This window comes from Enterobacter cloacae complex sp. ECC445 (assembly GCF_021892025.1).
Taxonomy (GTDB): domain Bacteria; phylum Pseudomonadota; class Gammaproteobacteria; order Enterobacterales; family Enterobacteriaceae; genus Enterobacter; species Enterobacter chengduensis.
In genome coordinates this window covers 1-24,381 of sequence record NZ_JAKLRZ010000005.1, presented here as the reverse complement: position 1 = coordinate 24,381, position 24,381 = coordinate 1, and the positions used below count along the sequence as shown (strand labels likewise).

Below are 24,381 nucleotides of genomic sequence, written 5' to 3'. Positions count from 1 at the left end.
TTCAGACGGAATAACAACATGACCACGATGCTTGAAGTGGCGAAGCGGGCAGGCGTTTCGAAGGCCACGGTATCCCGGGTGCTGTCGGGAAATGGCTACGTCAGCCAGGAGACCAAAGACCGGGTGTTTCAGGCCATTGAAGAGAGCGGCTATCGCCCGAATTTGCTGGCGCGCAACCTGGCGACCCGGCGTACCCAGACGCTGGGGCTGGTGGTGACCAACACCCTTTATCACGGGGTCTACTTTAGCGAACTGCTGTTTCACGCCGCGCGCATGACGGAAGAGAAAGGGCGGCAGCTGATCCTTGCGGACGGCAAGCACAGCGCGGATGAGGAGCGCGAGGCGATCCAGTACCTGCTCGATATGCGCTGCGACGCGGTGATCATCTACCCGCGTTTCCTGAGCGTGGAACAGATGGACGAGATCGTCGAGAAGTGCGATCAGCCCATTATGGTGCTCAACCGCCGCCTGCGGAAAAACAGCAGCCACAGCGTCTGGTCCGATCATAAAGCCTCCAGCCTGGAGGCGGTGTCGCAGCTGATTGCCAAAGGGCACCGGGAGATCGCGTTTATTACCGGATCGCTGGATTCTCCCACCGGGGTTGAGCGTCTCTCGGGCTATAAGGACGCACTGGCGCAGCACGGTATTCCGCTGCGCGAGGGGCTGATTGCGCAGGGTAAGTGGAACCCCGCCAGCGGCGCGGCGGCGGTGTCCGAGCTGCTGGCTCGCGGCGAACGCTTTACGGCGCTGGTGGCGAGCAATGACGATATGGCAATCGGGGCTATGAAGCAGCTGCACGACAGCGGCGTCGCCACCCCGGACGCGGTATCGGTGATCGGTTTCGACGACGTGGCCATCGCGCCCTACATCGTGCCGTCGCTCTCCAGCGTGCGTATTCCGGTGACGGAGATGATCAAAGAGACCATCAGCCGCCTGATCTTCATGCTCGACGGCGGTGAGTTCAAATATCAGCAAACCTTCTCCGGCGAGCTGATCCTGCGCGACTCGGTTATTGACGGCCCGCACCGCTGATGTCGACAGCTGTCATCGTCATAAGTGACGATGACAGCGCCGCTGTCATTTTTAAATCCATATAAAATCAATGGCTTAATTATTGGCACGGTTTATGAATATCTCCGCGCATAACTGTAATGCTGGAGAAGCAGATGAACCGTTTTATTATGGCCGATGCCAGTAAGTGTATTGGTTGCCGTACCTGTGAAGTGGCGTGCGTGGTTTCCCATCAGGCGGAACAGGACTGCGCGTCGCTGACCCCCGACACGTTTTTGCCGCGCATCCACGTTATCAAAGGCGTGAATATTTCCACCGCCGCCATCTGTCGCCAGTGCGAAGACGCGCCGTGCGCGAACGTCTGCCCGAACGGGGCGATTAAACGCGAGAAAGGCTTTGTGCACGTGATGCAGGAGCGCTGCATCGGCTGTAAAACCTGCGTGGTCGCCTGCCCGTATGGCGCGATGGAGGTGGTTGTCCGTCCGGTGGTGCGCAACAGCGGCATGGGCCTGAGCGTGCGCGCAGACAAAGCCGAAGCCAACAAATGCGACCTTTGCTACCACCGTGAGGCCGGCCCGGCCTGTATGGAAGCCTGCCCGACGCACGCGCTGGTCTGCGTGGATCGCGACAAGCTGGAGCAGATGAGCGCCGAAAAGCGCCGTCGCGCGGCGTTCGACACGTCGTCATCACTGCTGTTCTGAACCGTCATGAGCAGCAACGGCGTTCAGCTGCGCGTGCGCGGCAAGGTGCAGGGCGTGGGGTTTCGACCCTTCGTCTGGCAGCTTGCGCAGGCGCTTCAGTTGACCGGTGACGTCTGCAATGACGGAGAGGGCGTGCTGGTGCGCCTCGCGGGTAATGGGGGGGCCTTTACCGCGAGGCTGCATCAGGACTGCCCGCCGCTGGCACGCATCGACCGCGTGGAGGCGCAGCCGTTTACCTGGGCGCACGTGCCGGAGGACTTTACCATCCGCCACAGCGTGGGCAGCGCGATGAACACCCAGATTGTGCCGGATGCCGCGACCTGTCCGGCGTGTCTGGCTGAAATGCGCGACCCTGGCGAGCGCCGATACCGCTATCCGTTTATCAACTGCACCCACTGCGGGCCGCGGTTTACCATTATCCGCGCCATGCCCTACGACCGTCCGGCCACCTCAATGGCGCTTTTCCCGCTCTGCGCGCCGTGTCAAGCGGAGTACCGCAATCCTGCCGACCGCCGCTTTCACGCTCAGCCGGTCGCGTGTCCGGACTGCGGGCCCGCGCTGGAGTGGCAGGCGGGCGGGGTCACGGCTGCCCGCGAGGCTGCGCTGGGCGCGGCGGTGGCGATGCTGAAAAGCGGCGGTATCGTCGCGGTCAAAGGGCTGGGCGGTTTTCATCTCGTCTGCGACGCGCGTAATCCGCAGGCGATCGCGACGCTTCGGGCACGCAAGCAGCGTCCCGCGAAGCCGCTGGCGGTGATGATCCCGCATGCGGAGGAGCTGCCGGAGACGATTCAGACGCTGCTGCGCTCGCCCGCCGCACCGATTGTGCTCACGCCAAAAGCCTGGCTGCCCGCGTTCCCGGAAGGTATCGCGCCCGGTCTGGACACCGTGGGCGTCATGCTGCCCGCTAACCCGCTGCAGCACCTTCTGATGATGGACTGCCAGCGCCCGCTGGTGATGACCTCCGGCAACCTCAGCGGCAGGCCGCCTGCCTTGACCAACCCGCAGGCTCTGGACGATCTCCGCGGCATCGCGGACGGCTTCCTGCTGCATAATCGCGACATCCTGCAGCGGATGGACGATTCGGTGATGGACAGGGACGGCGCGATGCTTCGCCGCGCGCGCGGTTTTGTACCTGATGCCGTCACGTTGCCCGCGGGCTTTGAGAATATCCCCGCCATGTTATGCACCGGCGCGGAGATGAAAAATACCTTCTGCATGGTGCGTGGCAGCCAGGCGGTGCTGAGCCAGCATTTTGGCGATCTCGGCGACGAGGGTGTCGACGCGCAGTGGCGCGGCGCGCTCTCGCTGATGCAGGACATCTACGCCTTCCAGCCGGAGCGCGTGGTGTGCGACGCCCATCCGTCGTATCGCGTACACCGCTGGGCGCAGGCGCAGGGGCTGCCCGTTGAAACCGTGCTGCATCATCACGCCCACGCCGCGGCGTGCCTGGCGGAAAACGGCTGGCCGCTCGAGGGGGGAGACGCTATCGCCCTGACGCTGGACGGCATCGGCATGGGCGAAAACGGCGCGCTGTGGGGCGGAGAGTGCCTGCGGGTGAACTACCTGGAGTGCGAGCGTCTGGGCGGGCTGCCTGCCGTTGCGCTGCCGGGAGGCGATCTGGCGGCCCGGCAACCGTGGCGCAATTTGCTCGCCCACTGTCTGGCGTTTATCCCTGACTGGCAGCGCTATCCGGAAACGCGCGCGGTTCAGCGCCAGAACTGGCCGCTGCTGGCAACGGCGATCCGGCGCGGTATCAATGCGCCGCGGGCGTCGTCCTGTGGCCGCCTGTTTGATGCCGTCGCCTGTGCGCTGGGTATCGAAACCCAATCCTGGGAGGGTGAGGCGGCCTGCCGGCTGGAAGCGCTGGCATCGCAGTGCGCGGGTGTCGATCATCCGGTGACGCTGGAAGCGGATAACCTCGCGCTTTTCTGGCAGCAGTGGCTGAGCTGGCAGGCGGAGCCCAGCGCGCGCGCGTGGGCGTTTCACGACGCGCTGGCAAAAGGGCTGGCGGAGCTCGCCGCGCGCCATGCCCGGCGCCTGTCGCTGTCGACAATCTGCCTCAGCGGCGGGGTGCTTCACAACCGTCTGCTGCGCGCGCGCCTGCGTCATTATCTTTCTGACTTTACGCTTCTTTTTCCTTCGCGCCTGCCCGCAGGCGACGGAGCGATCTCCTTCGGGCAGGCGGCGATCGCCGCCGCCCGGTCATGTTTACAAAGGACTTAAAATGTTACGACTCTTATGCAATGAACCTCGCGCCGCGCTTCTGCTGCTGGCTCTGGTAATGGCAAACCTGCTGGCCTGGGGGTGGGCATGGCACACCTTTAGCGGCAGCACGGCGCTGATGGCGGCCAGCCTGCTGGCGTGGTGCTACGGACTGCGTCATGCGGTGGACGCTGACCACATTGCCGCCATTGATACCGTGACGCGTAAGATGATGCAGCAGGGCCAACGCCCGTCCGGCGTGGGGGCGTGGTTCTCGCTGGGACACTCCACCATCGTGGTGCTGGCCTCCATTGCCATCGCCGCCACCGCCACGGCGTTTCAGAAAAACATGGCATGGTTCCACGAAACCGGCAGCCTGATTGGCACCGCCGTTTCGGCCACCTTCCTGCTGGCGATGGCGCTGGTGAATATGGTGATTTTGCGCGGCGTCTGGCGCAGTTTTCAGGCGCTGAAAAGCGGCAGGCCGGTGCAGGGCGATATCACGCTCCCTGCCCAGGGCGGCGTCATGAACTGGCTGTTTGGCAAAACCTTCCGCCTCGTCAATAAAAGCTGGCAGATGTACCTGGTGGGCTTCCTGTTCGGCCTCGGGTTTGATACCGCCACCGAAATCGGCGTGCTGGGGATCTCTGCCGCCAGCGCCTCCAGCGGAATGTCGGTGTGGTCAATCATGATCTTCCCGGCGCTCTTTGCCAGCGGCATGGCGCTGGTGGATACCCTCGACAACCTGCTGATGGTCGGCGCCTACGGCTGGGCGTTTAACAAGCCGCAGCGCAAGCTCTACTACAACATGACCATCACCGGCACCTCCGTGGTGGTGGCGCTGTTTATCGGCGGTCTGGAAGCGCTGGGCCTGCTGATGGATAAATTTGCCCTCAGCGGCGGCGTGTGGGATCGGGTTGGCGCGGTGAACGACAATATGGGCAACGCCGGGTTTGTGGTGGTCGGGCTGTTTGTCGCCTGCTGGCTGATCTCCATGGTCAACTACCGCTGGCGCGGCTACGACGCGCTGGTGGTGCGTTCCTGAATTTTTGCCTTAACTCTCTTTTTGTTGTTTTGTAGGCCGGGTAAGCGCAGCGCCACCCGGCGATACGACGGTTAAGCAGGTAGCGATTTCAGCAGCGCGAACGCCTCCTTCATTCTCTCTTCGCTCACCACAAAGGCGCGCAGTTGGTCATCTGCGTCGATGCCGCGCGCCACCATCCCCTGTGATTCAATGGCGATTTGCCAGCTCAGATCCTGTCGCTGTGTTTCTCCCGCAAGGTGCAGCGGCAGGTCCGGCGTTTTCACCTTCACCAGCATGGCGGGTAATTTCAGCGGCGCGCTGCCGCCGAGCAGGTTTTTCGCCAGATACATCGCGCTTAATTGAATTGGCTGTAAAAAGGGCAGTACCTGACCGTTAATTTCAGCGCAGTCGCCTAACGCGTAAATATCGGGCTGCGTAGTTTGCAGGTAGCTATTTACCTTCACGCCACGACCTGTTTCGGCGCCTGCGCGATGCGCCAGCGCGGTTTCCGGACGCAGGCCCGTCGCGGCCACCACCGCATCCACCTCAACGCTGCGGCTGCGGTCGAGCGTGGCACGAATGCCGCCTTCAGTTTTGCTCAGATTTTGCAGCTGCGATTTTAACAGCAGATGCACCCCCATGTCGGTCAGGCGATGCTGTAAGCGGCTGCTTACTTCTGCGGGCATCAGCGCCGACAGAATGCTCGCCGCGTGGTCAACCAGGGTAACGGTTTTGCCCGCGCGGCAGAAATCCATCGCCAGCTCGGTACCTATCAGCCCGCCGCCGACGATCATCACCCGCTGCGCATCGCGAAGCCCCGTTTCGCTGGCCTGATACTCCTGCTGGCTGTTGAGCGTCATCATCAGCTCGCGGCCTTCAACAGGCGGCACAAACGCAGAGGCTCCCGTGGCCAGCACCAGCCTGTCGTACCGCCAGGTTTTCTCTTTCGACTTCACTACGTGCGCGGCGGCGTCGATATCGGTGACCCAGGTGTAGGGAAAAAGGCGCAGGTTAAACTGCTCCGCGAACTCCCCCGCCGTCTGGCGGGTGAGGTCTTCGGCGCGCTGATTCTGGCTGATGACGTGGCTTAAATCGGGCTTGTTATACTCATCCATGCTGTCGGCGGCGATCGCCGTCACCGGCACGCTGGCGTCCTGCTTGCGGATATTTTTCACCAGCTGGCGGGCGGCAAAGCCCGAGCCGATGATGACGATTCCGTTGCTCATTTTGCCTCCGTACCCAGTTCGTCAAAGACGTCTTTACCGAGTGAACATTCCGGGCAGAGGAAGTTGTCCGGCACGTCCCGCCACGGCGTGCCCGGGGCAACGTCCTGCAGCGGCTCGCCCAGCGCCGGGTCGTAAATCCACTGGCAGACGCTGCACTGCATGCGCGGGCCGAGATCGGCGGCGCAGGCGCAGGCTTCCTGCTGTTCGGTGGGTTTTGCAGACGCCTCAGGAAGCGGAGCGAGTGCCCACTGGCGGGCAATGTCGCGGCCGTGCTGGCGGCAGATTTCCAGCGCGTCGATATCCGGACGCCATTTCGCCTTCAGGCTGAGGGACATCTCAAAACCGGCATCCTGCAGACGGGTAGAGAGGCGATCTACCGCGCCGCCGCTCCAGCCGTGGGAGCCAAAAGCGCTGGCGCGCTTGTTGCGAAAACGCAGGCCGGTCATCTCCTCCACCAGACCGGCAATTTTGGGCATCATCACGTTGTTCATGGTGGAGGTGCCCACCAGCACGCCCTTAGAGCGGAAGACGTTGGTCAATACCTCGTTCTTATCGCTGCGCGCCACGTTGAAGATTTTCACCGCCACGTTCGGATCCACTTCGTTGATGCCCTGGGCAATGGCGTCCGCCATCATGCGGGTGTTGTTGGACATGGTGTCGTAGAAAATCGTGATGCGATCCTCCTGATAATCTGCCGCCCACTTCAGGTACAGCTCAACGATCTGGGTTGGGTTCTCGCGCCACACCACGCCGTGGGAGGTGGCAATCATGTCCACCGGCAGGTTAAAGCCGAGGATTTCGGTAATTTTTGGCGTCACCAGGCGGCTGAACGGCGTCAGGATGTTGGCATAGTAGCGCTGGCACTGTTCGAACAGCTCGGTCTGGTCCACCTCGTCGTTGAACAGGCGTTCGTCGCAGTAGTGCTGGCCGAAGGCGTCGTTGCTGAACAGCACCGCGTCACCGGTCATGTAGGTCATCATGCTGTCCGGCCAGTGCAGCATCGGGGTTTCCACGAAGATCAGCCGTTTGCCGTTGCCGATATCCAGCGAGTCGCCGGTTTTGACGGTATGGAAGTTCCACTCCGGATGGTGGTGGTGGCCATTGATCGAGTCGATGGCGTTGGTGGTGCAGTAGATCGGCGTGTTCGGAATGTACGACATCAGCTCGGTCAGCGCGCCCGCGTGATCCTCTTCCGCGTGGTTAATGATGATGTAGTCGATGGCGTCCAGATCGATTTCACCGCGCAGGTTCTGCACGAACTCGCGGCTGAACTTGCGATCGACGGTATCGATCAGCACGTTTTTACCTTCACGGATGAGATAGCTGTTGTAGCTGCTGCCGCGCAGCGTTTTATATTCCGTCCCGTGGAAATCGCGCACTTCCCAGTCACGTTGACCGACCAAATGAATGTTATTTTTAACCAGAATAGACATAGCAAACCTCAGCGTAATATCGCGTTTTTCAAATAGGATGGTTTGCTTATATCAAGCTGCGTGCCAACTTTTAATCTATTGATTTTAATTGATTAATTTTTTCATGATCCGTAAGAGGTAGTCATAATGACTACCAATAACAGTGTCAATATGACAACATGGGTTGTCAAAATGACAGCGAGGTCATCATGAGTTTTTCCGTAGACGTGCTGGCGAAGATCGCCATTGAGCTGCAGACCGGTATCGGCCATCAGGACCGCTTTCAGCGGCTGATCTCCACGCTGCGCCACGTGCTGGCGTGCGACGCCTCGGCGCTGCTGCGCTACGAAGGACGGCAGTTTATTCCGCTGGCTATCGACGGGCTGGCGAAGGACGTGCTCGGACGGCGTTTTACCCTGGAGGGCCACCCGCGGCTGGAGACTATTGCCCGCGCGGGGGACGTGGTGCGCTTCCCGGCGGACAGCGATCTGCCCGACCCGTACGACGGGCTGATTCCTGGCCAGGAGAGCCTGAAGGTACACGCCTGCATCGGCCTGCCGCTGTTTGCCGGACAAAACCTGATTGGGGCGCTGACCCTCGACGGCATGTCGCCGGACCAGTTCGACACCTTCAGCGATGAAGAGTTAAGGCTGATTGCCGCGCTGGCCGCCGGGGCGCTCAATAACGCGCTGCTGATTGAACAGCTGGAGAGCCAGAACATTCTTCCCGGTAGCCCGGCGGCGTTTGAGCCGGTGGCGCACACGGAGATGATCGGTCTTTCGCCTGGCATAGTGCAGCTCAAAAAAGAGATCGAGATCGTTGCCGCCTCTGATTTGAACGTGCTGATCTTCGGGGAAACCGGCACCGGCAAGGAGCTGGTGGCGAAGGCCATCCACGAAGCCTCACCGCGCGCGGTTAATCCGCTGGTGTACCTCAACTGCGCCGCGCTGCCGGAAAGCGTGGCGGAAAGCGAGCTCTTTGGCCACGTGAAAGGGGCGTTTACCGGGGCCATCAGCAACCGCAGCGGCAAGTTCGAAATGGCCGATAACGGCACGCTGTTTCTCGATGAGATTGGCGAACTCTCCCTGTCGCTACAGGCTAAACTCCTGCGCGTGCTGCAGTACGGCGACATTCAGCGCGTGGGGGACGACCGCAGTCACAGAGTGGACGTTCGCGTGCTGGCGGCAACGAACCGCGACCTGCGTGAAGCGGTGCTGGCCCGGCAGTTCCGCGCCGACCTGTTCCACCGCCTGAGCGTGTTCCCACTTACCGTGCCGCCGCTGCGCGAGCGCGGGGACGACGTGCTGCTGCTGGCGGGCTTTTTCTGCGAGCAGTGCCGACTCAGAATGGGGCTTTCCCGCGTGGTACTCAGCCCGGGGGCGAGGGCGCATCTGCTGGGCTACGGCTGGCCGGGCAACGTGCGCGAGCTGGAGCATGCGATTCATCGCGCGGTGGTGCTGGCGCGGGCGACGCGTTCGGGGGATGAAGTGGTGATCCACGCGCGCCATTTTGCGCTGCAGGATGAAACCGCACCGCCTGTCGTCCAGGCTGCGCCAGAGAGAGTGAATGAAAACCTGCGTGACGCGACAGAGGCATTCCAGCGTCAGATGATTACCCGCGCGCTGGAGCAGAACAGCCGCAGCTGGGCGGCGTGCGCCCGGGCGCTGGAGATGGACGTCGCCAACCTGCACAGGCTGGCGAAGCGTCTGGGGCTGAAGGGTTAGATAATCCCCGCCTGGTAGAAGTCCTGCAGGTTGATGGCGCCGCACAGCCTGCCGGAATCATCCACCACCGGTGCGGCGGTGATTTTGCGCTTCATCAGCACCTCTTTGGCCTCAATGGCGCGGCTCTCGGCGTTGAGCGTCAGCCCGCCCTGAGTCATGGCGTCCGACACGCTTGTTTCCAGCCTGCCGCCGCCCACCAGCCAGCGGCGCAGGTCGCCGTCGGTAAATACGCCTTTGACGTAACCGTCGTCGTCGCAGACCGCCACCAGCCCCAGCCCGGTGCGGCTCAGTTCCAGCATCGCGTCCATCACGCTGGTATCGAGTTTGACCTGCGGAATGGCATCGTCGGTGCGCATCAGGTGGTGAACCTTGTTGAGCAGGCGCGCGCCGAGCGCGCCCGCCGGATGCGAGCGGGCGAAATCTTCTTCGTTAAAGCCGCGCGCCTGCATCACCGCCATCGCCAGCGCGTCGCCCATCATCAGGGTATTAACGGTGCTGGAGGTCGGAGCAAGATGCATAGGGCAGGCTTCACGCTCAACGGAAATATCCAGCGTCGCCTTGGCGGCCAGCGCCAGCGGCGAGCGGGATTTTCCGGTCATTGCCAGCAGGGCGACCGATTTCTCCTGCAGGCGCGGAATGATGAGATCCAGCTCTTTCGCCGAACCGGAGTAGGAGATAAACAGCATTACGTCGCGGCTCTCTATCATCCCCAGATCGCCGTGCAGCGCCTCGGCGGGATGCACGAAGAAGGCCGGGGTGCCGGTGCTCGCCAGCGTCGCGGCAATCTTTTTGCCGATGTGGCCGGATTTACCGATGCCCGCCACGATCACTTTGCCTTCGCAGTGGATAATGGTATTGGCGGCGCGGACAAAATCCTCGCCCAGACGTTCCGGCAGGCGGCTGGCTTCCTGCAGCTCCAGCATCAACGTCTGGCGGCCCGTTTCTAACAGAAAATCACTCATCTCTCTCTCCGGTTACGATCACGTCGATGCCTTTCTCTTCCAGCGCTTTCCTGAACGCCGGATCAATACCCGCGTCGGTAATCAGCTTGTCGACGCTTTCCAGGCTACAGACAATGTTGGGGCTTTTGCGGCCAAACTTCGACGAGTCCGCCATCAAAATCACTTCCCGCGCGGCGTTGCACATGGCTTTACTGACGCTAAACACCTCGTTGAACGTCGTAACGCCCGCGTTCAGGTCGATGCCGTCCGTGCCCATGAATAGCTTATCAAAGCTGAAGTGGTCGAAGGCGTTCTCCGCCAGCTGACCGTGAAACGACGCCGATTTTTTGCGGAAGGTGCCGCCGGGCATCAGGATGGTCTGCTCGCTGTCGAATTCCGACAGGGCGTTAACGATGTGCAGGCTGTTGGTCATCACCGTGATGTTGTTAAAGCGGCTGAGCAGGGGGATCATCTGCAGGACGGTGCTGCCAGCGTCAAGGATAATCGAGTCGCCATCGTGGATAAATTTCACCGCCGCTTCGGCGATAAGCGCCTTCTGGTGGGTGTTGATCAGCGTTTTGTGATCGATAGGCGGGTCCGCTTCGTCCTTATTGAGCACCACGCCGCCGTAGGTTCGAATAACGGCACCCGAGTTCTCGAGCAATACCAGGTCCTTGCGTATCGTCGTGCCGGTGGTGTCAAAGTAGTGGGCCAGATCCTCTACCGAGCATTTTCCCTGCTTTTGCAGATGTTCCAGAATGGCCGCCTGCCGCTGACGAGGTTTCATAGGCGCTTCGTTCCTTAGGTTGCGAAATGATAATTTCGCAAGCCTATAGCTTTCACAACGAAATTATCCATGTTTCAGATTAAGCGCTAATGATAGTGCATTCTGACAGAGCGGATCATGGGGAAAGATCACATCAGGCCGCAATTCCTGCAGCGAAATGCCGTTAATTGCCTGGATTTTCACCGGACGCGCGAAGACGGTCAGGCCGCGCATTATCAGGGAATCGCACACGCGATCGTGTTCATCCAGCGCAACGGCGACCACCACGCGCGGTTTAAAGCGTCCGCCGGAACGTCCGACGCCCACGCGGCCTTTCTGGCACAGGGCATCAAACGCGCGGTTGAACTGGTGGATCTGCCAGCCGCCAAACGCCATCTGGCAGAGCCAGGCGAGTGCGGCGAGGGTGATGAGTGTTGTTACCATGTTGGCTCCTTATTTTTCCCCTCACCCCGTCCCTCTCCCCAAAGGGGCGAGGGGGAAAAGGCTGCACCTGGCCGTCCCCTCTCCCCAAAGGGGCGAGGGGGAAGGCTGCACCTGGCCGTCCCCTCTCCCCTCGGGGAGAGGGTTAGGGTGAGGGGGAACAAACCGCTCGATCAGAACATCACCTGCCCGCCGGTGACGTTAATCGACTGCCCGGTGCAGTACGAGGCTTTCGGGCTGGCGTAAAACAGCAGCATGTTCAGCACGTCCTGATAGTCGCACCCGCGCTTCAGCGGCACTTTGTCGATGTAGTACTGCTCCACTTCCTCCGCCTTGATGCCGAGCTTGGTGGCGTACTGCGGCAGCAGGGACTGGAACATCGGCGATTTCAGCAGGTTGCCCAGCATCAGCGAATGCACGGTAATGCCGTATTCGGCGAGATCCAGCGCCAGAGACTGCGTCAGCCCCACGCCGCCAAACTTCGCCGCGCTGTAGCCGGAGTTGTGCTTGCTGCCCACCTTCCCGGATTTTGAGTTGATCTGAATGATGCGCCCCTGAATGCCGTCGCGGATCATCAGGCGGGAAAACTCGCGGGCGCAGAGGAAATAGCCCACCAGATTCACCTGCAGCGAGCGGTCAAAATCCCCCAGTTCGAAATCGCTGATAAAGGCCGCTTTCGCAATTCCCGCGCTGTAGACCAGCAGGTCGGTACGGCCAAAAATCTCGTCCACCCCCCGGGCCAGCGCCATTACGCTCTGCTCGCTGGTGGCGTCGGCACCAAACCCGTACGCCATCCCTTCACCAAACTCGGTGTTGATGGCGTCCGCCACGCGGGCGGCTTTTTCACTCTGAATATCCACTACCGCGACGCGGTAACCTTCTGCGGCAAGCCCACGGCAGAGGAACTCGCCTAAGGTTTGTCCCCCACCAATGACAACGGCAACCTGACTCATGTCTATCTCCTTAATTACGCAACAAATTTTAACGTGCAGCCTGGGGTGACAGCCTGCGGAACCGGGCCGTCCACGTGAACCGTACCGGGATACTCCGCCTGCGGCCGGCCGTCGAAACGCAGGGTGATATGGCCCAGCTCGCGCAGGTTTTGCTCGGCCACGTCGCCGACGGCGGTCACGGCATAGCGCGTCTCGCCCAGCTCCAGCTGGCTCCCGGCCTTCAGCTCGCCCTTAAGCTCGCCGTGGCAGTGAATAAAGCAAAACTCTTCGATATCCGCCGGGGCCCCTTCGCGGAAGGTAATCAGCATTCGATCGCTCAGCGCATCCGCTGCGCTCTGGCCGATGCGGGTAATGGTGGTCTGATAAATCACGGTCATCGCAGGAACCTCTTATTGATAAATAAAGCCGGAGACAAACCAGGCAATCAGCACCGTCGGCGCGCCCGTCAGGAAGCGGCTCACCAGCACGGACGGCACGCCCACGCGCACGGTGTCCTGGCGCGCTTCGGCCAGCGACAGCCCAACGGGGATGAAGTCGCACGCCGCCTGGGCGTTAATGGCAAACAGGGCGGGCAGGGCGAGGTGCGGAGGAATGTTCCCCAGCCCAATCTGAACGCCAATCAGCACGCCGATGACCTGAGCAATCACCGCCCCCGGGCCGAGGAACGGCGACAGCAGCGGGAAGGAGCAGATCAGCGCCAGCGTCACCAGCCCGAGCGGGTGGCTGGCGAGCGGCGCGAGGCCGTGGGCAATCCAGTCGCCCAGGCCGGACGCCATGATGATGCCGATCAGCGCCGAGACGAACGCCATAAACGGCAGAATGGTCTTCAGCACCGTGTCGATGGTGTCGCGCCCGGACTGGAACAGCACCGCCACGGCGGACCCCATCCCCATCCCGACCTTTGCCAGCAGGCCGTCGCTCTGCTCGGTGATTTTCTTGCTGGTGTCGTACTCGCGCGGGGCCGCTTTTTGCGGCGCGGGAGTCCCATTCACCAGAGTGATGTTGTCCTCCTTCACGCCCGACACATAGATGTCTTCAAGGATGTACTGTGCCAGCGGGCCGGATTTGCCGGTGGAGTGAATATTCACCGTCGGAATGCGGCGCTTCGGATAGATGCCGCAGCGCAGCGTGCCGCCGCAGTCGATTACCGCCACGCCAATTTCCGCTTCCGGCGGTTCGCCTTCCTTGAAGCCGTCGACCGCTTCCCAGCCGGTCAGCTCGCGCAGCCTGTCGACGATTGCCGGGCGCGTGCCCGCGGTGATGTAGACGATCTTTTTGCCTTCGGTGGCGTCGAACTCCAGCGGGCCGCCCCAGCCGCCCGTGCCTTTCTCTATGCGGATCCGGTTCATGCTGTGGCTCCTGAAAGATGGACTTTCTGTTCAAGCTGGATGCCCATTTTTTTCTCAAAAATGGCGGTGGTGAGGTCTGTGACCCAGCCGCGGAAGAAGTTGGTGACCAGGCCGACCAGCAGATAGCTGACCGCCAGCGGACCGAGCGGCAGGCCAAGGGTGGTCAGGCCGCTGGCGATCCCGAGGTAAACAAACAGCTCGCCGGGGTTGATGTGCGGGAACAGGCCGTTCATGGAATGGCAGCTGTAGGAGGCGGCGGCGTAGTAGCTCGGCTTGTACTTTTCCGGCATGAATCGACCGAGGCTTAAGGTCATCGGGTTACAGAACACGAAGGTGCCGATGAACGGCAAAATCAGGTAGCGGGACAGCGGGTTTCCGGCACAGCGCTGGGCGAAGCGTTCAATGCGCTGCTGACCGATAAAGTTAATCAGCGCGTTCATGATCACCAGCAGGCTGATCAGCAGGGGCAGGATCCCGGTCACCATGCCGGTGAACACTTCTCCGCCTTTCTGAAACAGCCCGATGAACCACTCGGCGCCGTGGGTAATGGTTTCTATCATTCTTCTCTCCTGTGGGGCTTTTTGTTTTTGTCTGACTGGGCTAATAATAATCACTTTGAAAGGTTTTAAAGTGTTAGTTAGATCTCACAATGAAAGAAAAATGGATTATTTTGAAAGTTTATTGATGGGATCAATGGTTTTCGGTGGAAAAAAGCGCGGATTTGCGTGGGGGGGGTGCGTACCGCTTCCTTGAGGTGTTGCGGATGCTTTACCATACTGGGTTCTTATCGAACCCGTTAAATGGATGTCTCATGTTCAAGCGTCGTTATGCAGCGCTCTTGCCTGCGCTTATTCTGCTGTCTGCCTGTAGTAGCAAACCTAAGACCGAAGCCGTTCAGCAAACGGCGGGCGCGCCTTCCGGAGGATTCCTGCTGGAGCCGCAGCACAACATGATGCAGATGGGCGGCGACTTCGCGAATAACCCGGCGGCCGAGCAGTTCATCGATAAAATGGTCAGCAAACACGGCTTTGACAGACAGCAGCTGCACGAGATTTTGTCTCAGGCCAAGCGTCTGGACTACGTGCTGCGCCTGATGGACAGACAGGCGCCGACGGCACAGGTCCCTACCGGGCCAAACGGCGCGTGGCTGCGCTATCGCAAACAGTTTATTACCCCGGACAACGTGCAAAACGGCGTGGCGTTCTGGAATCAGTATGAAGATGCGCTCAACCGCGCGTGGCAGGTCTACGGCGTGCCGCCGGAAATCATCGTCGGGATTATCGGCGTAGAAACCCGCTGGGGCCGCGTGATGGGCAAAACCCGCATCCTCGACGCGCTGGCGACGCTCTCCTTTAACTACCCGCGCCGCGCCGAGTATTTTTCGTCTGAGCTGGAAACCTTCCTGCTGATGGCCCGTAATGAACAGGACGATCCGCTCGATCTGAAAGGGTCGTTTGCCGGTGCGATGGGATACGGCCAGTTTATGCCGTCCTCCTATAAACAGTATGCCGTCGACTTTAACGGGGACGGCCATATCAACCTGTGGGATCCGGTGGATGCCATCGGCAGCGTGGCGAACTACTTCAAAGCCCACGGCTGGACGCCGGGTGGCCAGGTGGCGGTGCAGGCAAACGGCGAGGCGTTTGGCCTGGAAAACGGCTTTAAAACCAAATACAGCGTCGCGCAGCTGACGGCGGCGGGCTTAACGCCAACCCAGCCGCTGGGCAACGTTGACCAGGTAAGCCTGCTGCGTCTGGACGTGGGAACCGGCTATCAGTACTGGTACGGTCTGCCGAACTTCTACACCATCACCCGCTATAACCACAGCACGCACTATGCGATGGCCGTGTGGCAGCTGGGGCTGGCGGTCTCGCAGGCCCGCGTGACGGCGGCGTCACCGTTTAGTCAGTAAGTCGTCTTATTCCTCCCTCTCCCTTTGGGAGAGGGCTGGGGTGAGGGCACCCCGCGCCCATCCAGGTTCTTGCAGAAACATTTCGCCACACTCCCTTTCCAAACCCGCCATTTACATCTTAATCATCTTTCATTATTGTTATGTTATAACATTTAATGTGGTATCAACATGTCTACTACCCTTTTCTCTCTGTCTGCGCCGATCCGGGTTTTGCTGGCGCTGGCGCTGATTATTTTTATCGCGCTGGCCGTGCGCTGGGCGGTGGCGCTGCCATGATCCTGATGAACGAACTGGTCGCAGGCTATGAACGCCAGCCCGTGACGCGGCCTCTCTCGGGCACCATTGAACGCGGAAGCATGACCGCCATCATCGGCGCTAACGGCTGCGGGAAATCCACGCTGCTGAAAACGCTCGCCGGGTTTATTCCTCCCGTGAGCGGCGGCTTCCGCTGGCAGGGGAAGCGCCCGGTCATCGGCTGGCTGGCACAGCGTCACGCGCTGGAGGCGCAGTTTCCGCTGACCGTACAGGACGTGGTAGGCATGGGCTGCTGGCCGGGCATTTCGCTTTTTTCCGGGTTTCGTCGCGAAACGCGGTCGCGCATTGCCAGCGCGCTGGAGCGCGTCGGGCTTGAGTCCATGGCGCTATCCACCATCGATGAACTCTCCGGCGGCCAGTTTCAGCGCATGCTGTTTGCCCGCGTCCTGGTGCAGCAGGCGCCGCTGGTGATGCTCGATGAGCCCTTTACCGGGGTCGATGAAGCCACCTGCAACGTGCTGATGGATCTGATGCTGGAGATGTATATGCAGGGACAAACGCTGCTCGCGGTACTGCACGACAGCGAGCGCGTATCGCGCCACTTCCCGCAGACCTTACGCCTGGATGCTGACGTACCCCAGTGGAAAACCGAACGGGTGAGGGTGGCATGATCTGGCACATATTCTTCCAGCCGTTTATTGAGTACGGCTTTATGCGTCGGGCGCTGGTGGTTTGCCTGGCGCTCTCCGTCAGCACCACCGCGCTCGGCGTGTTTCTTCAGCTGCGTCGGATGAGCCTGATGGGCGACGCGCTTTCTCACGCCATTTTACCGGGCGTCGCCGTGGGGTATTTGCTTAGCGGCATGTCGCTGCTGGCAATGAGCGTTGGTGGTTTTATCGCGGGCATTACCGTGGCGCTGCTCGCCGGTCTGGTCAGTCGACGCACGCCGCTGAAAGAAGATGCCAGCTTTGCCGGGTTTTATCTTGGCTCGCTGGCGCTGGGGGTCACGCTGGTGTCGCTGCGCGGGTCGAATGTCGACCTGCTGCACCTGCTGTTTGGCTCCATCCTCGCCGTGGACAACGACGCCGCGCTGTTTGTCACGGGCGTGTGTATGTTCACCCTTATCACGCTGGCGCTGTTCTATCGCGGTCTGGTCACTGAAGCGTTTGATACCGCCTGGCTACAGGTGAACGCCCGCTGGCTGCCTGGCGTGCTGCACGGACTGTTTCTGGCGCTGCTGGTGCTTAACCTGGTGGCCGGTTTTCAGGTGCTCGGCACGCTGATGGCCGTCGGGCTGATGATGCTTCCGGCCGTGGCGGCACGCTGCTGGGTGCGCACGTTACCGGCGTTACTCCTGATGGCGGGCATCAGCGGCATTCTCTGCGCATGGCTGGGGCTGAGCCTCTCCTGGGCGATGAGTCTCCCGGCCGGGCCATCCATCGTGCTGACCGCCAGCGCGCTGTTCTTTATTTCCATTTTATTGGGTACGCGAAGCAGGCTCGCTGGCAGTCTGCGGGCGTATTTTTAACGCAAGGGGAAACGATGAAACGTACAGGATTAGCAGTGGCGCTCGCGCTGGGGATGATGTCGTACGGCGTGATGGCGAAAACGCTGAATGTGGTCACCAGCTTTTCGATACTGGGGGACATCACGCAGGAGGTAGGCGGTGACCATGTGAAGGTGACGACGCTGGTCGGGCCGGACGGCGATCCGCATACCTTCGAACCGTCGCCGAAAGACAGCGCAGCGCTGAGCAAGGCTGACGTGGTGGTGGTCAACGGCCTGGGGCTGGAAGGGTGGCTTGACCGTCTGGTGAACGCTTCCGGATTTAAGGGGCAGCTGGTTGTGGCCTCAGCCGGGGTGAAAACCCACACGCTTGAGGAAGATGGCAAGACCGTGACCGACCCGCACGCCTGGAACAGCGCGGCGAACGGGGCGCTGTATGCGCAAAATATTCTGAACGGGCTGGTGAAAGCGGACCCGGAGGACAAAGCGGCGCTGGAGGCGTCAGGCAAACCGTATATCGCGCAGCTGACGCAGCTGGACGGCTGGGCCAAAAACCGCTTTAGCCAGATCCCGCAGGAAAAGCGTAACGTGCTGACCAGCCATGACGCGTTCGGCTATTTCAGCCGCGCCTACGGCGTGACGTTTATGGCGCCACAGGGGCTCTCGTCAGAGAGCGAGGCGAGCGCGGCGCAGGTGGCGGAGATTATCAATCAGATCAAAGCCGACGGCGTGAAAACCTGGTTTATGGAAAACCAGCTCGATCCGCGTCTGGTGAAACAGATTGCGTCGGCGACAGGCGCACAGCCTGGGGGGGAACTTTACCCTGAAGCCCTGTCGGCAAAGGGTGGGGTGGCCGACACCTACGTTAAGGCGTTCCGTCACAATGTGAATACGCTTGCCAGCAGCATGAAATAACCCTCCGCAGCCGGTGCATCCGTACCGGCTTTTTTCTGAAGCCCCCTCGTAAAACCTGAAGCGCATCCCCACATCTGACGAGAAAGTGCTATCTTGTGCAGCACGTTTTTCTGATGCCTGGAGCGAGAATGACTGACCATGAATTGATGCAGCTTAGCGAGATCGTTGGCCTTGCCCTGAAGCAGCGCGGCGCGACAATCACCACCGCGGAGTCCTGCACCGGCGGCTGGGTGGCGAAGGCGATTACCGATATTGCCGGCAGCTCCGCCTGGTTTGAGCGCGGCTTTGTCACCTACAGTAACGAAGCTAAAGCGCAGATGATTGGCGTGCGCGAATCCACGCTGGAACAGCACGGCGCGGTCAGCGAGCCGGTGGTGATCGAGATGGCCATTGGCGCGCTCAAAGAGGCGCGCGCAGATTACGCGATTTCCATTAGCGGTATTGCGGGCCCGGACGGCGGCAGTGACGTGAAGCCCGTAGGCACCGTCTGGTTTGGCTTCGCCACGTCCAAAGGGGAGGGGATCACCCGCCGGGAATGCTTCAGCGGCGATCGCGAAAGCGTGCGCCGTCAGGCAACGGAATATGCGTTAAAAACGCTCTGGCAACAATTTCTACAAAACACTTGATACTGTATGACTATACAGTATAATTGCACCAACAGAACAGAAATCCACGGTGAAGCACAGTCGCTTCTCCCGGCATGACAGGAGTAATAATGGCTATCGACGAAAACAAACAGAAAGCGTTGGCGGCAGCACTGGGCCAGATCGAAAAGCAATTCGGTAAAGGCTCCATCATGCGCCTGGGTGAAGACCGTACCATGGATGTGGAAACGATCTCCACCGGTTCGCTTTCTCTGGATATCGCGCTGGGCGCGGGCGGTCTGCCAATGGGCCGTATCGTAGAGATCTACGGGCCAGAGTCCTCCGGTAAAACCACCCTGACGCTGCAGGTGATTGCTGCGGCTCAGCGCGAAGGTAAAACCTGTGCGTTTATCGATGCCGAGCACGCGCTGGACCCTGTTTATGCGCGTAAACTGGGCGTGGACATCGACAATCTGCTGTGTTCTCAGCCGGACACCGGTGAGCAGGCGCTGGAAATTTGTGACGCGCTGGCGCGCTCGGGTGCCGTTGACGTTATCGTGGTCGACTCCGTTGCCGCACTGACGCCAAAAGCGGAAATCGAAGGCGAAATCGGCGACTCTCACATGGGCCTCGCGGCACGTATGATGAGCCAGGCGATGCGTAAGCTGGCGGGTAACCTGAAGCAGTCCAACACGCTGCTGATCTTCATCAACCAGATCCGTATGAAAATTGGTGTGATGTTCGGTAACCCGGAAACCACGACCGGTGGCAACGCACTGAAATTCTACGCCTCTGTCCGTCTGGATATCCGCCGTATCGGTGCGGTAAAAGAGGGTGAGAACGTGGTGGGTAGCGAGACCCGCGTGAAGGTTGTGAAGAACAAAATTGCCGCACCGTTCAAACAGGCTGAATTCCAGATCCTCTACGGCGAAGGGATTAACTTCTACGGCGAGCTGGTTGACCTGGGCGTGAAAGAGAAGCTGATTGAAAAAGCGGGTGCCTGGTACAGCTACAACGGTGACAAAATTGGTCAGGGTAAAGCGAATGCGATTTCCTGGCTGAAAGAGAATCCGGGTGCGGCGAAAGAGATTGAGAAGAAGGTGCGTGAGCTTCTGCTGAACAACCAGGACTCCAAACCTGATTTCGTGGTCGATGCCGCGGATGCTGAAGAAACCAACGAAGACTTTTAAATCTCTCGTTTAAAAATGAAGGGCTGCTGATGCGGCCCTTTTTGCATTTCTGAATCTGCAGGTTTTTTATGAGTGAACCGACAACACGTCGACCCGCGTTTGCGCGCTTGCTGGACCGCGCGGTGCGCATCCTGGCCGTTCGTGACCATAGCGAACAGGAGCTGCGGCGAAAACTGTCGGCTCCGGTAATGAGCAAAAACGGGCCGGAAGAGATTGATGCCACCGCGGAAGATTATGACCGCGTGATTGCCTGGTGCTATGAACATCGTTACCTTGATGACGAACGTTTTGCCGCCCGCTTTCTTGCCAGCCGCGGCCGTAAAGGCTACGGGCCTGCGCGCATCCGCCAGGAGCTGAACCAGAAAGGCGTGGCCAGAGAGTCTATTGAAAAAGCGATGCGTGAATGCGATGTTGACTGGTGCGAACGGGCGAAAGAGCAGGCGATTCGTAAGTACGGCGAACCGCTGCCGCGCGATTTTTCAGATAAAGTCAAAATACAGCGCTTTTTGCTCTACCGCGGCTTCCTGATGGAAGATATTCAGGATATCTGGCGCAATTTTGCCGATTGAACGCATGCGGGATTTTACTTCCCTCCAAAGAAAACTTATCTTATTCCCACTTTTTCAGTAGCTGGTCTGTCCAACGGTTTACCGAGACAGGCTGGCTGCGACATTTCGTTAGCTTGATTTCAGGATAATTATGAGCAAGAGCACCGCTGAGATCCGTCAGGCGTTTCTCGATTTTTTCCATAGTAAGGGACACCAGGTTGTTGCCAGCAGCTCCCTGGTACCGAACAACGACCCGACTCTGCTGTTTACCAACGCCGGGATGAACCAGTTCAAGGATGTGTTCCTTGGTCTCGACAAGCGTAATTATTCCCGCGCCACAACCTCACAGCGTTGCGTGCGTGCGGGCGGTAAACACAACGACCTGGAAAACGTCGGTTACACCGCGCGTCACCACACCTTCTTCGAAATGCTGGGTAACTTCAGCTTCGGCGACTACTTCAAACACGATGCCATTCAATATGCGTGGGAACTGCTGACCGGTGAAAACTGGTTCAACCTGCCGAAAGAGCGTCTGTGGGTTACCGTCTATGAAACCGATGACGAAGCCTACGAAATCTGGGAAAAAGAAGTCGGGATCCCGCGCGAGCGCATTATTCGCATCGGTGATAACAAAGGCGCGCCATACGCGTCTGACAACTTCTGGCAGATGGGTGACACCGGTCCTTGCGGTCCGTGCACCGAGATCTTCTACGATCACGGCGACCACATCTGGGGCGGTCCTCCAGGCAGCCCGGAAGAAGACGGCGATCGCTACATTGAGATCTGGAACATCGTCTTCATGCAGTTCAACCGTCAGGCCGACGGTACGATGGAGCCGCTGCCGAAGCCTTCCGTCGATACCGGTATGGGTCTGGAGCGTATTGCCGCGGTACTGCAGCACGTTAACTCCAACTATGAGATTGACCTGTTCAGCACCCTGATCAAAGCCGTTGCCGACGTGACCGGCGCGACCGATCTGAACAACAAATCGCTGCGCGTTATCGCGGACCACATTCGTTCCTGTGCGTTCCTGATTGCCGACGGCGTTATCCCGTCGAATGAAAACCGTGGCTACGTGCTGCGTCGTATCATTCGCCGTGCCATCCGTCACGGCAACATGCTGGGCGCGAAGGACACCTTCTTCTATAAGCTCGTTGGGCCACTGATTGGCGTAATGGGTGCTGCCGGTGATGAGCTGAAACGCCAGCAGGCGCAGGTCGAGCAGGTGCTGAAAACCGAAGAAGAGCAGTTTGCCCGTACGCTGGAGCGCGGTCTGGCGCTGCTGGACGAAGAGCTGGCAAAACTTAAGGGCGACACGCTGGATGGCGAAACCGCTTTCCGCCTGTACGACACCTACGGCTTCCCGGTTGACCTGACGGCGGACGTTTGCCGCGAGCGCAACATTAAAGTTGACGAGGCGGGCTTCGAAGCCGCGATGGAAGAGCAGCGCCGTCGTGCGCGTGAATCCAGCGGTTTCGGTGCGGACTACAACGCGATGATCCGCGTTGATAGCGCGTCTGAATTCAAAGGCTATGAGGCGCTGGAGCTGACCGGCAAAGTGACCGCCCTGTTTGTTGACGGTAAAGCCGTAGACAGCATCAGCGCGGGTCAGGATGCGGTAGTCATTCTGGACAAAACGCCGTTCTATGCGGAATCCGGCGGCCAGGTTGGCGATAAAGGCGAACTGAAAGGCAATGGCTTTAGCTTCAGCGTCAGCGACACTCAGAAATTCGGTCAGGCGATTGGCCACCAGGGCAAACTGGTTTCCGGTTCGCTGAAAGTGGGCGAGGGCGTGCAGGCGAACGTGGATGAAGCTCGCCGCGCGCGCATTCGTCTGAACCACTCTGCAACCCACCTGATGCACGCTGCCCTGCGCGACGTGCTGGGCACCCACGTTGCACAGAAAGGTTCTCTGGTTAACGACAAAGTGCTGCGCTTCGACTTCTCGCATTTTGAAGCGATGAAGCCGTCGGAAATCCGTGCGGTGGAGGATCTGGTGAACGCTCAGATCCGTCGCAACCTGCCAATCGAGACCCATATCATGGATCTCGAGGACGCGAAGAAAAAAGGTGCGATGGCGCTGTTCGGCGAGAAATATGACGAACGTGTTCGCGTACTGAGCATGGGCGACTTCTCCACCGAGCTGTGCGGCGGTACGCACGCCTCGCGCACCGGTGATATCGGCCTGTTCCGCATCGTTTCCGAGTCGGGAACGGCGGCTGGCGTGCGCCGTATTGAAGCAGTAACCGGCGAAGGCGCAATTGCCAGCCTGCATGCGCAGAGCGATCAGCTGCACGACATCGCGCAGCTGCTGAAGGGCGATAGCCAGAACCTGGGCGAGAAAGTGCGCGTTGCGCTGGATCGCACCCGTCAGCTGGAAAAAGAGCTGCAGCAGCTGAAAGAGCAGGCTGCGGCGCAGGAGAGTGCAAACCTCTCCAGCAAAGCGGTAGACATTAAGGGCGTCAAACTGCTGGTCAGCGATCTGGCGGGCGTGGAGCCTAAGATGCTGCGTACTATGGTCGACGATCTCAAGAACCAGCTTGGTTCTACCGTTATCGTGCTGGCAACGGTGGCAGAAGGTAAGGTTTCTCTGATTGCGGGCGTCTCTAAGGATGTGACCGACCGCGTAAAAGCAGGGGAACTGATTGGTATGGTCGCCCAGCAGGTGGGCGGCAAGGGTGGCGGCCGTCCGGACATGGCGCAAGCCGGTGGTACGGATGCGGCGGCACTTCCTGCGGCATTGGCCAGCGTTGAAAGCTGGGTAAGCGCGAAACTGTAATAACTACAAAGCACAAGCAGACGCCATAGCGGTAACGTTATGGCGTCTTGTTCACTGCGCTATCGATAACGATAAAGTCAGGTTGAGTTTGTGTATATCGGCTAAACTTACGTTTAACAGAATGTGATGCCGTGACTGCTTACACATTACGTGTTTGTCATCGCTTACTTTTTGGCGTTATATGATGGATAATGCCGGGATACAAGAGACCCGACTCTTTTAATCTTTCAAGGAGCAAAGAATGCTGATTCTGACTCGTCGAGTTGGTGAGACCCTCATGATTGGGGATGAGGTCACCGTGACAGTTTTAGGGGTAAAGGGTAACCAGGTACGTATTGGTGTTAACGCTCCTAAAGAAGTATCTGTCCACCGTGAAGAGATCTACCAGCGTATCCAGGCTGAAAAATCCCAGCAGTCCAGTTACTGATATTGTCGCGTGTCGCTGTCGGGCGAGACGCAACCCTCCTGTCATTTTTCCTGCTCAACGTTACCGTTTCATTTCAATTGCTCTCTTTTTGACCAGTCCCACACCCTTAACTCGTCCCAACCCCTTCTTTTCTGCATACGTTTTTTGAGAAGAACGCTGCAAAATCCGCTTATAAAACACCCTCTTTGCGGCTTTTACATGCGAATTGCGTGTGATTTGTGCAAACGATAAAAGCTTTTGGAAAATTGTTTGACTTATAAGTCCCAGAAAGTAATATATGCGCCACGCAGCGACGAGAAGCTCTTAACGAGTTACTCAAAGCACTCGAAAGAGGCGTTGTGTGGTGAGGTGGCCGAGAGGCTGAAGGCGCTCCCCTGCTAAGGGAGTATGCGGTCAAAAGCTGCATCCGGGGTTCGAATCCCCGCCTCACCGCCATTTTGCATCCGTAGCTCAGCTGGATAGAGTACTCGGCTACGAACCGAGCGGTCGGAGGTTCGAATCCTCCCGGATGCACC

General features: G+C 59.5%; 23 protein-coding genes and 2 tRNA genes. 16 read left to right on the top strand and 9 right to left on the bottom strand.

Translation table 11 applies throughout. From position 1 onward, the window contains the following. Window positions 1-18: 18 nt before the first annotated feature. The 4 genes from L6R44_RS06225 to L6R44_RS06210 all read left to right on the top strand — a co-directional run bounded on the left by L6R44_RS06225 (window position 19) and on the right by L6R44_RS06210 (window position 4,959). Window positions 19-1,032, top strand: a complete 1,014-nt coding sequence (locus L6R44_RS06225; protein ID WP_237423591.1) for a LacI family DNA-binding transcriptional regulator — start codon at window positions 19-21, stop codon at window positions 1,030-1,032. A 134-nt stretch (window positions 1,033-1,166) separates the two neighbouring features. After that, a complete protein-coding gene (hydN, locus tag L6R44_RS06220; RefSeq protein ID WP_032643033.1) occupies window positions 1,167-1,712 on the top strand; it encodes an electron transport protein HydN in 546 nt (181 codons plus the stop codon). 6 nt (window positions 1,713-1,718) lie between these two features. Further along, window positions 1,719-3,935, top strand: coding sequence for a carbamoyltransferase HypF (gene hypF, locus L6R44_RS06215; RefSeq protein WP_237423590.1), 2,217 nt, complete (start codon window positions 1,719-1,721; stop codon window positions 3,933-3,935). Window position 3,936: 1 nt separating this feature from the next. Then, on the top strand, window positions 3,937-4,959 hold the full coding sequence (locus L6R44_RS06210) for a HoxN/HupN/NixA family nickel/cobalt transporter (protein WP_237423589.1): 1,023 nt from the start codon (window positions 3,937-3,939) through the stop codon (window positions 4,957-4,959). Window positions 4,960-5,030: 71 nt separating this feature from the next. Here L6R44_RS06210 and norW read toward each other — a convergent pair whose 3' ends face one another. Together norW and norV are read right to left on the bottom strand one after the other, a co-directional pair. Continuing rightward, on the bottom strand, window positions 5,031-6,164 hold the full coding sequence (gene norW / locus L6R44_RS06205) for an NADH:flavorubredoxin reductase NorW (protein WP_237423588.1): 1,134 nt from the start codon (window positions 6,162-6,164) through the stop codon (window positions 5,031-5,033). Next, entirely contained in the window at window positions 6,161-7,597 is a 1,437-nt protein-coding gene (gene norV / locus L6R44_RS06200) for an anaerobic nitric oxide reductase flavorubredoxin (RefSeq protein ID WP_237423587.1), read from the bottom strand. The genes norW and norV overlap by 4 nt, the downstream gene beginning before the upstream one ends. Before the next feature lie 188 nt (window positions 7,598-7,785). On the opposite strand from norV, the gene norR reads away from it, so the two are divergent. Then, the gene (norR, locus tag L6R44_RS06195) at window positions 7,786-9,300 is read left to right on the top strand and encodes a nitric oxide reductase transcriptional regulator NorR (protein WP_237423586.1); all 1,515 of its coding nucleotides are present in this window, start codon (window positions 7,786-7,788) and stop codon (window positions 9,298-9,300) included. Here norR and gutQ read toward each other — a convergent pair. From gutQ to srlA, 7 genes are all read right to left on the bottom strand, one after another. Then, window positions 9,297-10,262 (bottom strand): arabinose-5-phosphate isomerase GutQ, encoded by a 966-nt coding sequence (gutQ, locus tag L6R44_RS06190; RefSeq protein WP_237423585.1) that lies wholly within the window; start codon window positions 10,260-10,262, stop codon window positions 9,297-9,299. The two genes, norR and gutQ, sit on opposite strands and share 4 nt — an antisense overlap. Then, on the bottom strand, window positions 10,255-11,028 hold the full coding sequence (srlR, locus tag L6R44_RS06185; RefSeq protein WP_021241949.1) for a glucitol operon DNA-binding transcriptional repressor SrlR: 774 nt from the start codon (window positions 11,026-11,028) through the stop codon (window positions 10,255-10,257). Before srlR ends, gutQ begins: the two co-directional genes overlap by 8 nt. Before the next feature lie 63 nt (window positions 11,029-11,091). Next, entirely contained in the window at window positions 11,092-11,451 is a 360-nt protein-coding gene (gene gutM / locus L6R44_RS06180) for a transcriptional regulator GutM (protein WP_032643020.1), read from the bottom strand. Window positions 11,452-11,621: 170 nt separating this feature from the next. After that, window positions 11,622-12,401 carry a sorbitol-6-phosphate dehydrogenase gene (gene srlD / locus L6R44_RS06175; protein ID WP_032643018.1) on the bottom strand — a complete coding sequence of 260 codons (780 nt, stop codon included), beginning with the start codon at window positions 12,399-12,401 and terminating at the stop codon, window positions 11,622-11,624. A 14-nt stretch (window positions 12,402-12,415) separates the two neighbouring features. Further along, a complete protein-coding gene (gene srlB / locus L6R44_RS06170) occupies window positions 12,416-12,778 on the bottom strand; it encodes a PTS glucitol/sorbitol transporter subunit IIA (protein ID WP_032643016.1) in 363 nt (120 codons plus the stop codon). 12 nt (window positions 12,779-12,790) lie between these two features. Beyond that, window positions 12,791-13,750, bottom strand: coding sequence for a PTS glucitol/sorbitol transporter subunit IIB (gene srlE, locus L6R44_RS06165; RefSeq protein ID WP_063144185.1), 960 nt, complete (start codon window positions 13,748-13,750; stop codon window positions 12,791-12,793). Continuing rightward, the gene (gene srlA, locus L6R44_RS06160; RefSeq protein WP_003862164.1) at window positions 13,747-14,310 is read right to left on the bottom strand and encodes a PTS glucitol/sorbitol transporter subunit IIC; all 564 of its coding nucleotides are present in this window, start codon (window positions 14,308-14,310) and stop codon (window positions 13,747-13,749) included. The genes srlE and srlA overlap by 4 nt, the downstream gene beginning before the upstream one ends. Before the next feature lie 251 nt (window positions 14,311-14,561). On the opposite strand from srlA, the gene mltB reads away from it, so the two are divergent. From mltB to L6R44_RS06105, 11 genes are all read left to right on the top strand, one after another. Continuing rightward, window positions 14,562-15,662, top strand: coding sequence for a lytic murein transglycosylase B (mltB, locus tag L6R44_RS06155; protein WP_237423584.1), 1,101 nt, complete (start codon window positions 14,562-14,564; stop codon window positions 15,660-15,662). Window positions 15,663-15,934: 272 nt separating this feature from the next. Then, a complete protein-coding gene (locus L6R44_RS06150) occupies window positions 15,935-16,588 on the top strand; it encodes a metal ABC transporter ATP-binding protein (protein ID WP_237423583.1) in 654 nt (217 codons plus the stop codon). Beyond that, a complete protein-coding gene (locus L6R44_RS06145) occupies window positions 16,585-17,445 on the top strand; it encodes a metal ABC transporter permease (protein WP_237423582.1) in 861 nt (286 codons plus the stop codon). The genes L6R44_RS06150 and L6R44_RS06145 overlap by 4 nt, the downstream gene beginning before the upstream one ends. Window positions 17,446-17,459: 14 nt before the next feature. Further along, window positions 17,460-18,338, top strand: a complete 879-nt coding sequence (locus tag L6R44_RS06140; protein ID WP_237423581.1) for a metal ABC transporter substrate-binding protein — start codon at window positions 17,460-17,462, stop codon at window positions 18,336-18,338. Between the two features lie 128 nt (window positions 18,339-18,466). Beyond that, window positions 18,467-18,964, top strand: coding sequence for a nicotinamide-nucleotide amidase (pncC, locus tag L6R44_RS06135; RefSeq protein WP_032643004.1), 498 nt, complete (start codon window positions 18,467-18,469; stop codon window positions 18,962-18,964). Window positions 18,965-19,053: 89 nt separating this feature from the next. Beyond that, a complete protein-coding gene (recA, locus tag L6R44_RS06130) occupies window positions 19,054-20,112 on the top strand; it encodes a recombinase RecA (protein ID WP_032643002.1) in 1,059 nt (352 codons plus the stop codon). A gap of 68 nt (window positions 20,113-20,180) precedes the next feature. Next, window positions 20,181-20,681, top strand: coding sequence for a recombination regulator RecX (gene recX, locus L6R44_RS06125; RefSeq protein WP_237423580.1), 501 nt, complete (start codon window positions 20,181-20,183; stop codon window positions 20,679-20,681). 130 nt (window positions 20,682-20,811) lie between these two features. Continuing rightward, complete coding sequence (gene alaS, locus L6R44_RS06120; RefSeq protein WP_237423579.1) at window positions 20,812-23,439, top strand: alanine--tRNA ligase; 2,628 nt, start codon at window positions 20,812-20,814, stop codon at window positions 23,437-23,439. Between the two features lie 241 nt (window positions 23,440-23,680). Continuing rightward, complete coding sequence (gene csrA / locus L6R44_RS06115) at window positions 23,681-23,866, top strand: carbon storage regulator CsrA (RefSeq protein ID WP_000906486.1); 186 nt, start codon at window positions 23,681-23,683, stop codon at window positions 23,864-23,866. A 342-nt stretch (window positions 23,867-24,208) separates the two neighbouring features. Beyond that, window positions 24,209-24,301, top strand: a tRNA-Ser gene (locus L6R44_RS06110). 4 nt (window positions 24,302-24,305) lie between these two features. After that, window positions 24,306-24,379: transfer RNA gene (locus L6R44_RS06105), tRNA-Arg, on the top strand. Window positions 24,380-24,381 lie beyond the last annotated feature (2 nt).